Source organism: Pseudomonas sp. PS01270 (assembly GCF_029959775.1).
GTDB lineage: Bacteria > Pseudomonadota > Gammaproteobacteria > Pseudomonadales > Pseudomonadaceae > Aquipseudomonas > Aquipseudomonas atacamensis.
Map to the genome: position 1 here is coordinate 1 of NZ_JASCPT010000124.1, position 15,782 is coordinate 15,782.

The 15,782-nt window shown below is 61.4% G+C and carries 7 protein-coding genes; 1 reads left to right on the top strand and 6 read right to left on the bottom strand.

Features of this window, described 5'->3' with window-relative positions; translation table 11 throughout:
• Positions 1-105 precede the first annotated feature (105 nt).
• From QMX86_RS23520 to QMX86_RS23545, 6 genes are all read right to left on the bottom strand, one after another.
• A complete protein-coding gene (locus QMX86_RS23520) occupies positions 106-972 on the bottom strand; it encodes an ABC transporter permease (protein WP_041477414.1) in 867 nt (288 codons plus the stop codon).
• Positions 973-992: 20 nt separating this feature from the next.
• Positions 993-1,853: an ABC transporter ATP-binding protein gene (locus QMX86_RS23525; RefSeq protein ID WP_122601351.1), complete on the bottom strand. Its 861-nt coding sequence runs from the start codon at positions 1,851-1,853 to the stop codon at positions 993-995.
• A 17-nt stretch (positions 1,854-1,870) separates the two neighbouring features.
• Positions 1,871-2,767 carry a TauD/TfdA family dioxygenase gene (locus QMX86_RS23530; RefSeq protein WP_282387760.1) on the bottom strand — a complete coding sequence of 299 codons (897 nt, stop codon included), beginning with the start codon at positions 2,765-2,767 and terminating at the stop codon, positions 1,871-1,873.
• Positions 2,768-3,101: 334 nt separating this feature from the next.
• Positions 3,102-4,469 carry an HlyD family type I secretion periplasmic adaptor subunit gene (locus QMX86_RS23535; RefSeq protein WP_024011116.1) on the bottom strand — a complete coding sequence of 456 codons (1,368 nt, stop codon included), beginning with the start codon at positions 4,467-4,469 and terminating at the stop codon, positions 3,102-3,104.
• Positions 4,459-6,615 (bottom strand): type I secretion system permease/ATPase, encoded by a 2,157-nt coding sequence (locus tag QMX86_RS23540; RefSeq protein WP_071174003.1) that lies wholly within the window; start codon positions 6,613-6,615, stop codon positions 4,459-4,461. The genes QMX86_RS23535 and QMX86_RS23540 overlap by 11 nt, the downstream gene beginning before the upstream one ends.
• A gap of 33 nt (positions 6,616-6,648) precedes the next feature.
• Entirely contained in the window at positions 6,649-8,001 is a 1,353-nt protein-coding gene (locus tag QMX86_RS23545; RefSeq protein ID WP_282386469.1) for a TolC family outer membrane protein, read from the bottom strand.
• A 361-nt stretch (positions 8,002-8,362) separates the two neighbouring features.
• Here QMX86_RS23545 and QMX86_RS23550 point away from each other — a divergent pair.
• Positions 8,363-15,782, top strand: a 7,420-nt coding sequence (locus QMX86_RS23550) for a retention module-containing protein (RefSeq protein WP_282386471.1), incomplete at its 3' end; no start/stop codon positions are given.

The following is a 15,782-nucleotide window of genomic DNA, read 5'->3' on the forward strand; positions in this document are numbered from 1 at the left end:
ATGCCAGCGCTGGCCTCTTCGCGAGCAGGCTCGCTCCCACCTTGGAATGCGTTCTCATGTGGGGCGAGCCTGCTCGCGAAGAGGCCGGCCCAGCCAACGAAGAAATCAGCGCTGCATACCCCAGCGCTTGACGGTCACCCGCTCAAGGGTGGCAAACACCAGATTCTCCACCAGCAGACCAATCAGGATCACCACCGCCAACCCGGCAAACACCTTGTCGGTGTACAGCTCATTGCGATTCTGGAAGATGTACCAGCCCAGCCCGCCCTTGCCACTGGTCGCGCCAAACACCAGTTCGGCGGCGATCAAGGTGCGCCAGGCAAACGCCCAGCCAATTTTCAGGCCGGCGAGAATCGACGGCAGTGCCGCCGGGATCAGTATGAACAACACAAGGCGCAAACCCTTGAGGCCATAATTGCGCCCGGCCATGCGCAGCGTCTCGGAGACGCCGAGAAATCCGGCATAGGTGTTCAGCGCCAGCGCCCACAGCACCGAATGCACCAGCACGAAAATCAGACTGTTCTGGCCCAAGCCAAACCAGAGCAGCGCCAGCGGCAGAAGGGCAATCGCCGGCAACGGATTGAACATCGAAGTCATGGTGCTGAGCAGATCACGTCCCAACTGGGTCGAGACCGCCAATGTCGTCAGAGCGAACGCGAGGACGATGCCGATCAGGTAGCCCTTGATCAGCACCACCAGGGATATCCACACCTTGGCCAGCAACTCGCCACTGAGCAGCCCGTCGAACAGGGCCTGCGCAGTTTGCAGAAAACTCGGCAGCATCAGGTCATTGTTCTGAATCCGCGCGACCACCTCCCAGATGATCGCCAGCACGATCAGGATCAGGCTTTTGCGCAGCCAGCCCTGTTGCCACAGGCGCGTGCCAAGCGGCAATTCGCGCTCGACCGGCACTGCGGTCAGCGGCTCGAGCACGGTTTCGAATTCTTCACGCACGGATGATGAATGGCTCATCGGGTAGTCCTCCTGGCCGCTCAATAGGCGATGCGAATGTCGTTGAAGTCGTGATCACGCTCGGTCTCCAGCGCCTGGCCCTCATCGAACAGCAGACGATGAATGCGCCGCGCCGATTCCTGAAACGCCACGCCGCCGAGGCTGTGCAGGTCGTATTGATGGCTGTGCACTTCGGCGCGCACCCGGCCTGGATGCGGTGACAGCAAGAGGATGCGATTGCCCACCACCAATGCTTCTTCAATCGAATGGGTGACGAACAACAAGGTGAAGCGCACCTCTTCCCAGAGCAGCAGCAACTCTTCCTGCATCTTGCGGCGGGTCAACGCATCGAGTGCAGCGAAGGGTTCGTCCATCAAAAGAATTTTCGGTTGCATGGCCAAGGCCCGGGCGATCGCTACCCGCGCTTTCATGCCGCCGGACAAGGTGTGTGGATAGGCGTCGGCGAATGCTGCGAGGCCGACCTTTTCCAGATAGTGCAACGCACGCTCTTCGGCTTCTTTCTTGTTCAAGGTGCGCGAGGCGAGCAGCGGGAACATCACGTTCTGCTTGACGGTTTTCCACGGCGGCAACTGGTCGAATTCCTGAAACACCACAATGCGGTCCGGCCCCGGCGCATCGACGCGCTGGCCTTGCAGGCGGATCTCGCCTTCGCAAGGCCGGATGAACCCGGCGACCGCCTTGAGCAAGGTCGATTTCCCGCAACCGGACGGGCCGAGCAGGACGAAACGATCAGCCGGGTCGACGGCGAAACTGACTTGATGGGTAGCGCGCACCACCCGCTGCGGCGTGCGGTATTCGAGGCTGACGTGATCGACGGCCAGCAACGCTTCGCTGCGGGCGATCGGGTTGCTGGCCGCGTGGCCTGGCAAAGGGGCGTTCATGGTCGATCTCCGGCAAATCAGAAAGGCGCGTCGCCCTGAATGGTCGTGCGATACAGCTTGCGGCGCAGATGCGCAGGGCAGCCGGCGGCGAGGTGGATCAGCGAACGGTTGTCCCAGAACACCAGGTCATGCGGTTCCCACTGATGGCGGTAGATGTTTTGCGGCAGCACGCTGTGGGCGAAGAGTTCGCCGAGCAACTGACGACTTTCGTCTTCCGGCAGACCGACGATGCGCGTGGTGAAGCCTTCGCTGACGAACAAGGCTTTGCGGCCGTTTTCCGGATGGGTGCGCACCACCGGATGCACCACTTCGGCGACCTGAGCCAACTGTTCAGGAGTCAGGGTCGGGCGCCAGTTACCCTCAAACTTGGTTTCGCTGTAGCGCGCGGTATAGGAATGCGCAGCGCAACGTCCTTCGACCGCAGTGCGCAACGCAGCGGGCAAGTCGTCCCAGGCTTTGTGCATGTCGGCAAACAGCGTGTCGCCACCCTCGGCGGGCAGCTCTTGGGCGTGCAGCATCGAGCCGAGACTCGGCAGCTCTTTATAGGAGAGATCGGAATGCCAGAACTTGCCGGCGTCTCCGAGACCGATGTTCTGGCCGTTCTCGATGATGTTGGAAACGATGAGGACTTCCGGGTGATTGGCCAAGAGGAATTGCTTGAGCACGTGGATCTGCAACACGCCGAAGCGGCGGCTGAAATCGATTTGCTGTTGCGGGGTGATCTGCTGATCGCGAAAGACCACGACGTGGTAATCCAAGTGCGCGCGATGAATGCGCGCGAAGTCCTGATCATTGACCGGCCGGCGCAGGTCGAGGCCAACGATCTCGGCGCCGACGGCACCGCTGAAGGGGCGAATTTCGAAGATTTGCGGCGCGGCAGTTGCGGCGCTTTCGGTGGCAGTAGCGGCGGACATCAATTATCTCCCACGCACGGCGCGCTCATGGACGCGCTCGTCGATCAGACACTCACGCTGGATTGCGTGTCGGTTCAGGTCGTGCGGCGCGCCGATTGGTCGGCAGGTACGCAGGTGGGTGACTTTATAGCTATAAGAATTGGAAATTAAATACCGTTAATGAATAACGATATGGCGAATGGTGAGGGGGTGGAGTGACGATTTGTGTCACTTACCGACGGATATGTAGCGCTTCAGAAGACGCCTTCGCGAGCAGGCTCGCTCCCACAGTTGGAATGCAATCTCCTGTGGGAGCGAGCCTGCTCGCGAATGGGCCGTCACCAGCGCCGAAGATCTAGCGCTCGTGCAACGCCTCAGCCCGCGCGCGAATGATCGGCTTGAGCAAATAGCTCAACACCGACTTCTTGCCGGTGATGATATCCACCGACGCCACCATCCCCGGGATAATCAGCAGTGGCTTTTCATCCGTGCCCAAATGACTGCGCTCGGTGCGCACCTTGATCACGTAGTAGGTGGTTTTCTTGTCTTCGTCGGTGATGGTGTCCGCACCGATCTGCTCCAGCTGTGCCTTCAGGCCGCCGTAAATGGTGTAGTCATAGGCGGTGAATTTGACGATCGCTTCCTGACCCGGATGCAGGAACGCGATGTCCTGCGGGCGGATCTTGGCTTCGACCAGCAGGGTGTCATCCAGCGGCACGATTTCGACCATGTCGCTGCCCGGCTGGATCACGCCGCCGATTGTGTTGACCAGCAATTTGTTGACGATGCCCCGCACGGGTGAGGTAACCAGCGTACGGCTGACGCGGTCTTCCAGCGCCTTGCCGGTGGCCTGGGCCTTGTTCAGATCGGTGCGCGCTTCGTTGAGCTGGGTCAGTGCTTCGCTGCGGAATTTGCCGCGGGTTTCGTCGATCTTGCGCTGCACTTCCTTGATCGCCGATTCCGCGCGCGGAATGGCCAGCGTGGTCGCGTCGAGCTGGCCACGGGTTTCCACTTCGGCACGCTTGAGGCGCAACACTTCCACCGGCGAGACCGCGCCCTGCGCCACCAGCGGCTCGGACATGTTGATTTCCTGACGCTGCAAGCCGAGTTGCTGACGGTACTGCGCCTGCTTGGAGCTGAACTCACGCAGCTCCTGCTGACGCTGGATCAACTGCTCCTGCAAGCCGCCGATTTCATCGTGCAACTGCTGACGACGGCTGATGTACAGCGACTCTTCGCTTTTTGCCTGGCCCGGCACGGCTTTGAGCACGTCCTCGGGGAAATTCAGCGGACGATCATCGACTTCCGCGCTCAGGCGCTCGACCCGCAGCAGCATCGACAGGCGATCAGCCTCGGTTTCGCCGACGTTGGAGGCAAAACGCGTGTCATCGAGACGAATCAGCGGCGCGCCGGCCTCGACGATCTGGCCTTCCTTGACGAACAGCTCGGAGACGATACCGCCCTCCAGGTTCTGGATTTTCTGGATCTTCGACGACGGAATCGCCTTGCCGTCGCCCTTGGTCACCTCGTCGATCACGGCGAAGTTGGCCCAGAGCATGAGGAACACGAAAAAGCCGATGATCGCCCAGATGGTCAGGCGCACGACGCGCGGGGCGTCTTCGATCAGCGCCTTGTTGACCTCCGGCAGCGGCTGGCCCTGCAGCGAGGCAGAGCCCTTGAAGTAGCGACGGATCGACTCCTTGACACCGGACTTAAGCAACACTGATCTGCCCCTTCTTCAACGCTTCCATCACGGCGGCTTTCGGGCCGTCGGCGAGAATCTGCCCGCGATCGATCACCAGCAGGCGATCGACCAGCGACAACAGCGATGCCCGGTGCGTGACCAGCACCACGGTCTTGTTTTCAATCACTGCTGCGAGGCGTTGCTTGAGGCGTTCTTCGCCGGTGTTGTCCATCGCACTGGTTGGCTCGTCCATCAGCAAGATCGGTGGATTGAGCAACAGCGCCCGGGCCAGGGCGACGTTCTGCCGCTGGCCGCCGGAGAGGTTTTGCCCACGCTCGCCGACTTGCAGCTCGTAGCCTTGCGGGTGCAGACGGGCGAATTCGTGGACGCCGGCCAGTTCGGCGGCTTGCAGCACCAGCTCGTCTTCGACGTAACGCGCGCCGGACACCAGGTTGTCACGCAGGGTGCCGGACAGCAGCTGAATGTCCTGCGGTACGTAGCCGATGTTGTAGCGCAGTTCGCTGACGTCGATCTGGCGGATGTCCACGCCATCGACCAGCAACGCACCGTCGTCCGGTTGGTACAGGCCCACCAGCAGTTTCGCCAGCGAACTCTTGCCCGAACCGCTGCGGCCGATGATGCCGATCTTCTCGCCGGGACGGATCACCAGGTTGATGTTCTTCAGCGCCGGGTTCTGCTGGTCCGGGTAGGTGAAGCTGAGCTGACGGCATTCGATCGCACCCTGCAGAACCTTGCGGCTCAACGGGCGCTCCTCGAAGTTGCGCTCCTGCGGCAGCTCCATCATCTGGTCGACCGAAGTCATGGTCACCCGCGCCTGTTGATAGCGCGTGAGCAGGCCGGACAGCGACGCCAGCGGGCTCAGCGCGCGGCCACTGAGCATGTAGCAGGCAATCAGCCCGCCCATGCTCAGGTTGCCGGCGATGATCTGGTACACGCCGAAGACGATCATGATCACCCCGGCCAGTTGCTGGATCAGCAAGGTGATGTTCATTGCCAGACCGGAGAGCATTTTCACTCGCAGCTCGAGACGGCTGAGGGTGCCGATGGTCTGCTCCCACTGATACTGGCGCTCGCTTTCAGCGTTGTTGACCTTGACCGCATCCAGGCCGGCGAGGGTTTCGATCAGGCTCGACTGGCGCTCGGCGCCCAGCGCCATGGTGCGCTCCATGGTCGCGATCAGCGGCTTCTGCAAGGCGTAGCCGATCAACAGGGCAATCGGGAACGCCAGCACCGGAATCCACACCAGATGCCCGCCGAGAATGGCGATGACGATGAAAATCAGGATGGTGAACGGCAGGTCGATCAGACTGGTCAGGGTCAGCGACGCGAGAAAGTCGCGCAGGCTCTGAAACTCGTGGATGTTCTGGGCAAAACTGCCGACCCGCGCCGGGCGGTATTTCATCGCCATGCCGACAATGCGCTCGAACAGCGTGGCGGAGATGATCAGGTCGGTTTTCTTCCCGGCCAGATCCAGGCACAGGCTGCGCAGGCTCTTGAGGATCAAGTCGAAGATGTAAGCGCCGGTGATGCCCAGCGCCAGCACCCAAAGGGTTGCTTCGGCCTGGTTCGGTACCACGCGGTCGTAGACGTTCATCACGAACAGCGGCGCGGCCATGGCGATGATGTTGATCAGGAAACTGGCGGCGATCGCATCGGCGTACAGCCAGCGCGAACGCTTGAGGGTGTCGCGAAACCACGAGCGTGCACGCGGGATCAGCGTGCCGTGGTTGACGTCGAATTTGTGCTGCGGCTGGGCGAAGAACACTTTGCCGGTGTAATCGTCGGTCAGTAGTTCACGGCTGACCACCGACTCGCCGCCATCGCTTTCGCTGAGCAGCACTCGTGCTTCGTTGTCGCCCTGCCAGCCCAGCAGGACGGCGCTGCGGCCATCCTTGAGCAGCAACAGCGCGGGCATGGCGATCGCCGGAATTTCTTCGAGCTTGCGCTGCAACACCCGCCCCTGCAGGCCGGCGCGAGCCGCTGCGCGCGGCAGCAACTCGACACTCAAACGTTGTTTGGGCAGCGGCAGGCCAGTGGTCAGCATCGCCGCGCTGGCAGGCTTCTGGTGCAGCATGCACAGGGCGAGCAGACCATCCAGCAACGGATCGTCATGCAACGCGCGTGGATCATGGCTGAGTTGAACTCGACTGACTTCTGATTCCACGCTCGACACTCTTTAACAGTTGAAAGGGATAACTCAGTTCATCCCAGGCAGCTGGACCTTGGGCTTCACGTCGTTCTGCACAACGGATGCCAACGGCGCGACCACTCCCTGGCTTTTGAGCAATTGGCCCATGGTCGCCTTGATTCGATACTGAGTAAATAACTGAATGTTCTTGATTTCCGCCAGACGCCGCGAGGCGGTGAACAGTTCGTTTTCGCTGTCGAGCAAATCCAGCAGGGTGCGTTCGCCGAGGCTGAATTGACGCTGGTAGGCAGTACGCACCGAAGTGCTGCGATCGACGTATTGCTGAGCGATCGGCACCTGAGCGTTGGCGTTGTTCAGGGCGTTCCAGGCCAGGCCGAGCTCTTCGTTCAACTGACGCAGGGCGTTGTTACGGATGTCCAGCGCCTGGTTGGCCAGGTACGACTTGGATTCCAGATCGGCCTTGTTGCTGCCACCGGAATACAGGTTGAAACGCATGCGCAGCATGGCCTGCCATTCGTTGTTGTGGCCGTTCTGGCCGTCGAGATCGTTGTCGGCGGTACGGCCCAGCTCAGCGTCGAAGCGCGGGTAGAAGGTCGATTTGGCGGTGGCGAACTGCTTCTCGGCAGCGGCAATATCCGACTCGGCGGAGCGCAGGATCGGGCTGTTTTCCAGCATCTGCGCGCGGGCTTCATTGAGGTTGGCGGGCATCATCGCCATGAACGGCGCCGGGCGCTCGAGCTGGTCGGGCATCTGGCCGACGGCGCTGAGGAAGTTGGTTTCCGCGTCGGCGAGGTTGGTCTGTTCGGTGATCAGATTGTTGCGGGCCTGGGCCATACGCGCTTCGGCCTGATCAAGGTCGGCACCGCTGCCGACGCCGCGCTGGGTGCGCAGCTGGATCTGATCGTAGATGCGCTGGTGGCTCTTGAGGTTTTCCTCGGCCAGACGCACGAATTCGCGACGGGTCAGCACGTCCAGATAAACCTGGGCGACGGTCAGCGCAGTGCGTTCGGAAGTGCCCAGCAACGAGTAAGCACGGGAGCTGACGTTGGCTTGTTGACGCGCAACTTCGTTGGACGTCGCGAAACCGTCAAAAATCATTTGCGAGAGACGTAAACTTGACTCGCTGCGGTTCAACGTCTCCCAGTGATTGCTTCCACCGTTCGCTCGAGTGGTCACACTGTCGGTGCCTTCACGGCCATAACCGCCGAGCAGATCGACCTTGGGCAGGTATCCCCCTTTCGCAGCCTTTAACTGATAATCCGCCGCCAATCGACTATTGACCCCCGCCTGAATCTCCGGATGGACATCCAGCGCCTGTTGCATGGCTTCTGGTAAGGATTGTGCTTGTACAAAAGAGGCGGCGAGAGCGAAGGGAGCGGCAAGGAGCAAAAGCGAACGCATGGTTGGAATTTTCCCGGAACTTCTTGTCTTGAATCACAGCAGAAACGTGGTGCTGCGTCGGATGATGGCAACCCGAAAGACCGTATGTCGGAAAGTTCAAAACAGGAACTGGATGACAGGCTGAAGGACAGGTCGCCGCGGAAATATCAATGTGACATTAGTGGGGCGATTGTTTAGGATGGCTCCCAGAAGGTCAATAGTTTGGCATAAAGTTAATCGCGATAATTTATAGCCAGATTATTGACGGAAATACAGCGTCAATAAGTTATCCATTTATAGAAAGTACGTCCAGACTGAAGTGGCGCCGACGCCCGTCAGGTCCATGGAAGTCAACTGAATGTGACACCCCGGAGAGTCTTCAATGAGCAGTGTTGTTGCCGTCGTCAAAAGCATTGTCGGTCAGGTTTTCGTGGTGTCCCCAGAGGGCGTGCGTCGCGTACTCGTTGAAGGCGATCGCCTGTATGTCGGCGACCAGATCGATACCGGCCTGTCCGGCGCGGTGTCGCTGGAACTGGCCGATGGCCGCATGCTCGATCTGGGCCGTGACACCCAGTGGAGCGCCAGCTCGCCTGACTCCAGCACTGACCTGGCCGAAGCCACCGCGCAGGCTGCGCCTTCTGTAGAAGAACTGCAGCAAGCCATCGCCGCCGGTGTCGACCCGACCACCGCACTCGAATCCACCGCGGCCGGCCCGACCGCCGCAGGTACCGGTGGCGCCGCCGGTGGTGGTCACAGCTTTGTCATGCTCGACGCCACCGCTGGCCGCGTCGATCCGACCATTGGCTTTCCGACGGCGGGCATCAATTCTGCCGGCCAAGTCGCGCAGGACACCACCGGCGGCCTGACCACCGACACCACCACCAACGCGCTGCGCGACTCGACCCTGAGCCTCAGCGCCACGCCGACCATCACCGAAGCCGGCGGCGTGCTGGTGTACACCGCGACCCTGACCCAGGCGCCGCTGACCGACCTGACCATCACCCTGTCCAATGGCGCAGTGATCGTCATCCCGGCCGGCGCCACCACTGGCACCGTCAACGTGCCGCTGGCGCCGAACGACACGGTCTACAACGACCCGACCCAGATCGACGTGACCGTCACCGGCACCAGCGGCGGCAACGGCATCACCGTGACCCCGCCAACTATCCCGGCGACCACGCAGGTCACCGACACCGTCGATACCACTACCGTCACGCTGACGGCTGGTTCGAGCGTGACCGAAGGCGGCCAGATTACCTATACGGCGACTTTGACCAACCCGGCGCAAACTCCGGTAACCGTCACTCTGTCGAACGGCTCGACCATTACCATTGGCGCTGGCCAGACTACCGGCACTGTTAACGTGCCGACGCCAGCGAATGACGTTTACAACAATGGCAGCACCGTCAGCACCACGATCACTGGCGCAACTGGCGGCAATTTCGAAAACCTGGTGCCGAACACCACGCCAGCAGTCACTACGATCACCGACTCGGTCGACAACACCGGCCTGACCCTGACTGCGACCAACAACATTGTTGAAGGCGGTCAGATCACTTACACCGCGACGCTGACTAATCCAGCGCAGACGCCGGTTACCGTCACCCTGTCGAACGGCTCGACCATCACCATCGCGGCTGGCGAAACCGTCGGCACCGTCAACGTGCCAACAGCGGCCAATGACGTGTACAACAATGGCAGCACCGTCAGCACCACGATCACTGGCGCTACCGGTGGCAATTTCGAAAATCTGGTGCCAAACACCACGCCAGCCGTTACCACGATCACTGATTCGGTTGATAACACCGGTCTGACGTTGACCGCGACCAACAACATCGTTGAAGGCGGTCAGATCACTTACACCGCAACGCTGACTAATCCAGCGCAGACGCCAGTTACCGTCACTCTGTCGAACGGCTCAACCATCACCATTGCAGCCGGCGAGACCGTCGGCACCGTCAACGTGCCGACTGCGGCCAATGACGTGTACAACAATGGCAGCACCGTCAGCACCACCATCACCGGCGCTACCGGCGGCAACTTCGAAAATCTGGTGCCAAACACCACGCCAGCGGTGACCACCATCACCGACTCGGTCGATGACACTGGCCTGACCCTGACTGCGACCAACAACATCGTTGAAGGCGGTCAGATCACTTACACCGCGACACTGACCAATCCGGCACAAACCCCGGTTACCGTCACCCTGTCGAACGGTTCGACCATCACCATTGCTACCGGCGAGACCGTCGGCACCGTCAACGTGCCGACTGCGGCCAATGATGTGTACAGCAACGGCAGCACCGTCAGCACGACCATCACTGGCGCTACCGGTGGCAACTTCGAAAACCTGGTGCCAAGCACCACGCCAGCCGTTACCACGATTACCGACTCGGTCGATGACACTGGCCTGAGCCTCAGCGCCACCGGTTCTGTGGCCGAGGGTGGCCAGATCACCTACACCGCCACGCTGACGAATCCGGCCGGCACCCCGGTAACCGTGACCCTGAGCAACGGTTCGGTGATCACCATTGATGCCGGCAAAACCACCGGCACCGTTACCGTTCCAGCGCCGGCCGATGACGTCTACAAGGACGCCGGCCAAGTCGAAGTCAGCATCAAGGACGCCACCGGCGGCAATTTCGAAAATCTGGTGCCGAACGCTACGCCGGCAGTGACCGAAATCACTGACACCGTCAATACCTCGACGGTGAAGCTGAGCGCAGACACCTCGGTTGCCGAAGGCGGCACCGTAACTTACACCGCCACCGTCGGCGCGCCAGTCACCGGCTCGCCTGTGGTCGTGACGTTGGCCAACGGCCAGAACATCACCATCGCCGTCGGACAGACCACCGGCTCCGTCACTTACACCGCACCGAACGATGCCTTGACCGGCAACGCTGCGCTGACCAACTCGATCACTGGCGTAAGCGGTGGCAACTACGAAGATCTGGTGGCGGACAAAACCCCAGTTTCGACCACCGTCACCGACGTGGCCGACACCACCAATCTGTCGCTGAGCGCGACCGCTTCCGTGGCTGAAGGCGGCCAGATCACTTACACCGCGACCTTGACCAATGCAGCTGGCTCGCCAGTAACCGTGACCTTGTCGAACGGCGCCGTCATCACCATCAATGCAGGCGAAACCAGCGGTAATGTGACTTTCCCGGCTCCGTCCGACGACGTCTACAAAGACTCAGGCTCCGTGCAGGCAACCATCACCAGCGCCACCGGCGGCAACTTCGAGAACCTCGTTCCGAGCACCACGCCAGCGGTCACTCAAGTCACCGACACCATCGATACCTCGACGGTCAAATTGACCGCCGACACCTCGGTCGCGGAAGGCGGCACCGTCACCTACACCGCCACTGTCGGCGCGCCCGTCACCGGCTCGCCTGTTGTCGTGACCCTGGCCAACGGCCAGAGCATCACCATCGCCGTGGGCCAGACCACCGGCAGCGTTACTGCCCCGGTATCGAATGACGTGCAGATCGGTCACGCACCGCTGACCAACTCGATCACCAACGTCAGCGGCGGCAACTTCGAAAATCTGGTCGCCGACAAGACCCCAGTCAGCACCACCGTGACCGACACCGTCGACACCACCAGCGTTGCGCTGACTGCCACCGGCAACGTCAACGAAGGCGGGCAGATCACCTACACCGCGACGCTGAGCAACCCGGCCGGCACGCCTGTGACTGTGAATCTGAGCAACGGTTCGGTCATCACCATTGAAGCGGGCAAGACCACCGGCACCGTGACCGTTCCGGCACCTGCCGATGACGTCTACAAAGACGCCGGCAAAGTCGAAGTCACCATCAAGGACGCCACCGGTGGCAACTTCGAAAACCTGGTGCCGAGCACTACGCCTGCGGTGACCAACGTTGCCGACACGGTCAACACCACGCACCTGACCCTCAGCGCAGAAAGCTATGTGCTCGAAGGCTCTTCGATCACTTACACCGCAACGTTGACCAACGCCGCGCAAACGCCGGTAACCGTCAACCTGAGCAACGGCCAGACCATCACCATCGAAGCCGGCAAGACCAGCGGTTCGGTGACGATCGCCGCACCGAGCGATGACGTCTACAAGGACCTCAGCAAGCTCACCGTGACCATGACCGACGCCAGCGGTGGCAACTTCGAGAAACTCGACGTCAGCAAGACTCCGGTCAGCACCACGGTCAACGACACCGTCGACACAACCGCACTGACCCTGACCGCCAGCGATACCGTCAGCGAAGGTGGCCAGATCACCTACACCGCGACCCTGAGCAACCCGGCCGGCACTGCGATGACCGTGACCCTGGCCAACGGCGCGGTGATCAACATCGCGGCCGGTGCGACCAGCGGTTCGGTGAATTTCCCGGCGCCCGCCAATACGCCGTACATCGATGGCAGCAACGTGCGGACGGCGATCGCCAGCCACAGCGGCGGCAATTTCGAGCGCGTCGAGGCCGATCGTTCGGCTGTGGTGACCAAAGTCACCGACGCCGTCGACACCACCAACATCAGCCTGAGCGCCACCGGCAGCGTTGCCGAGGGCGGCTCGATCGTCTACACCGCGACCCTGAGCAATCCGGCCGGCACCGCCATGAGCGTGACCCTGAGCAACGGCGCGGTGATCAACATTGCCAAGGGTGCGAGCACTGGCACTGCGACCGTAGCCGCGCCTGGCGATGACGTGTACAAGGACGCCGGCAAGGTCGATGCGAGCATCACCAAGACCAGCGGTGGCAACTTTGAAAACCTGGTGATCGACAAGACGCCTGCGGTAACTGATGTCACCGACACCATCGACAACAGCATTGTTTCGCTGACCGCCAGCGCCAGCGCGGTGGAAGGCGGCGTGGTTGTCTACACCGCGTCCGTGACCGCCCCGGTCACTGGTTCGCCAGTGCTGGTGACCCTGTCCAACGGCCAGACCATCACCATTCCGGTCGGCGCCAGCAGCGCCAGCGTCAACTTCACCGCGCCGAACGATGCACAGGCCGGCGGCAACACTCTGAGCGTGAAAATCGACGGCGCCAGTGGTGGCAATTACGAAAATCTCGTGGCTGACCAGACCCCGGCGGTGACCTCGGTAACTGACGTTGCCGACACCACCAACCTGTCGCTGTCCGCGACCGGCTCCGTGGCCGAGGGCGGTTCGATTGTCTACACCGCAACCCTGAGCAACCCGGCCGGCACGCCGGTGACCGTGGATCTGAGCAACGGCGCGGTGATCACCATCGAGGCCGGCAAAACCAGCGGCACCGTCACCGTTCCGGCACCTGCCGACGACGTCTATAAAGACGCCGGAAAAGTTGAAGTCACGATCAAGGACGCCACTGGCGGCAACTTCGAAAACCTGGTGCCAAGCACCACGCCAGCGGTCACTGATGTCACCGACACCGTCGACACCTCGACGGTCAAACTGACCGCCACCGAAACCGCGGCCGAAGGGGGCACCGTCACCTACACCGCCACCGTCGGCGCGCCGGTCACCGGTTCGCCTGTGGTCGTCACCTTGGCCAATGGTCAGAACATCACTATCGAAGTCGGCAAGACCAGCGGCAGCGTGAGCACCACCGCGCCGAACGACGTCCTCGCCGGCCACGCGCCGCTGACCAACTCGATCACCAACGTCAGCGGCGGTAATTTCGAAAATCTTGTCGCCGACCAGACCCCGGTCAGCACCACCGTGACCGACACCGCCGACACCACCAACCTGTCGCTCAGCGCGACCGGCGCGGTGAACGAAGGCGGCCAGATTACCTACACCGCAACCCTGAGCAACGCCGCCGGCACGCCGGTCACCGTGACCCTGTCGAACGGTGCGACCATCCTCATCGAGGCCGGCAAAACCACCGGCAGCGTGACCGTCGATGCACCGAAAGACGACGTCTACAAAGACGCCGGCAGCGTTGAAGCGACCATCCAGAGCGCAACCGGCGGCAACTTCGAAAACCTCGTCACCAGCACAGCGCCGGCGGTGACCACGGTCAACGACACCATCGACACCACCACCGTGTCGCTGAGCGCCACTGCGAACGTCGCCGAAGGCGAAACCGTGGTCTACACCGCCACCGTGGGCGCGCCAGTGACCGGCTCTCCGGTCATCGTCAGCCTGTCCAACGGCCAGACCATTACCATCGCGGTCGGCGAAACCACCGGCAGCGTCAACTACGTCGCGCCGAACAGCCCGCTGGCGGGCGGCAGCTCGCTGAGCGTGACCATTGATGGCGCCACGGGTGGCAATTACGAAAAACTGGTGGTCGACGGCAAGTCCGCAGACACCGTGGTTTCCGACACCACCGACACCACCAACCTGAACCTGACCGCCAGCGATTCGGTCGCCGAAGGCGGCCAGATCACCTACACCGCAACCCTGACCAACCCGGCCGGCACACCGGTGACCGTGACCCTGTCGAATGGCGCCACGATCACTATCGACGCGGGTAAAACCACCGGCACCGTGACCGTCGACGCACCGAAAGACGACGTCTATAAAGATGCCGGCAAAGTCGAAGTGACCATCGAGGGTGCGACCGGCGGCAACTTCGAGAACCTGGTGCCAAGCGCGGTTCCAGCGGTGACGAATGTCACCGATACCATCGACACTTCGACGGTCAAACTGACCGCCGATACCTCGGTCGCTGAAGGCGGCACGGTCACCTACACCGCCACCGTCGGTGCACCAGTGACTGGCTCCCCTGTCGTCGTGACTCTGGCCAACGGCCAGACCATCACCATCGGCGTCGGCCAGACCACTGGCACTGCAACTGCTGTTGCTGCGAACGATGCGCTGACCGGCAACGCTCCGATCACCAACTCGATCACTGGCGTGAGCGGCGGCAACTTCGAAGATCTGGTTGCAGACAAAACTCCAGTTTCAACTTCTGTCACCGACGTTACCGACACGACAAATCTGTCGCTCAGCGCCAGCAATTCCGTGGCAGAAGGTGGTCAGATTACGTACACCGCGACCCTGACCAACGCCGCTGGCTCACCTGTGACAGTCACCTTGTCGAACGGCGCTGTCATCACTATCAAAGCAGGCGAAACCACCGGCACCGCAACCGTTCCGGCACCGTCCGATGACGTTTACAAAGACGCCGGTTCCGTACAGGCGACGATCACCAGCGCCACCGGTGGTAACTTCGAAAATCTCGTGCCGAGCACCACTCCAGCGGTCACTCAGGTCACTGATACCATCGATACTTCGACCGTCAAACTGACGGCTGATACTTCGGTGGCTGAAGGCGGCACCGTGACTTACACCGCAACCGTCGGTGCGCCAGTTACCGGTTCTCCTGTCGTCGTGACATTGGCCAACGGCCAGACCATCACCATTGGCGTCGGTCAGACTACTGGCACTGCAACCGCTGTTGCTGCGAACGATGCGTTGGCTGGTAATGCTCCGATCACCAACTCGATCACTGGCGTGACCGGCGGCAACTTCGAAGATCTGGTGGCGGACAAAACACCGGTTTCGACCACTGTTACGGATGTTAACGACACCACCAATCTGTCGCTCAGCGCCAGCAATTCGGTGGCTGAAGGTGGCCAGATCACTTACACCGCGACATTGACCAATGCTGCTGGCTCACCAGTGACCGTGACGTTGTCGAATGGCGCAGTGATCACCATCAAGGCTGGCGAAACCAGCGGCACTGCGACGGTTCCTGCACCGTCCGATGACGTCTACAAAGATGCCGGCTCCGTCCAGGCGACGATCACTAGCGCTACCGGTGGCAATTTCGAGAACCTCGTACCGAGCACTGCTCCAGCGGTGACGACTGTCACCGACACCATCGATA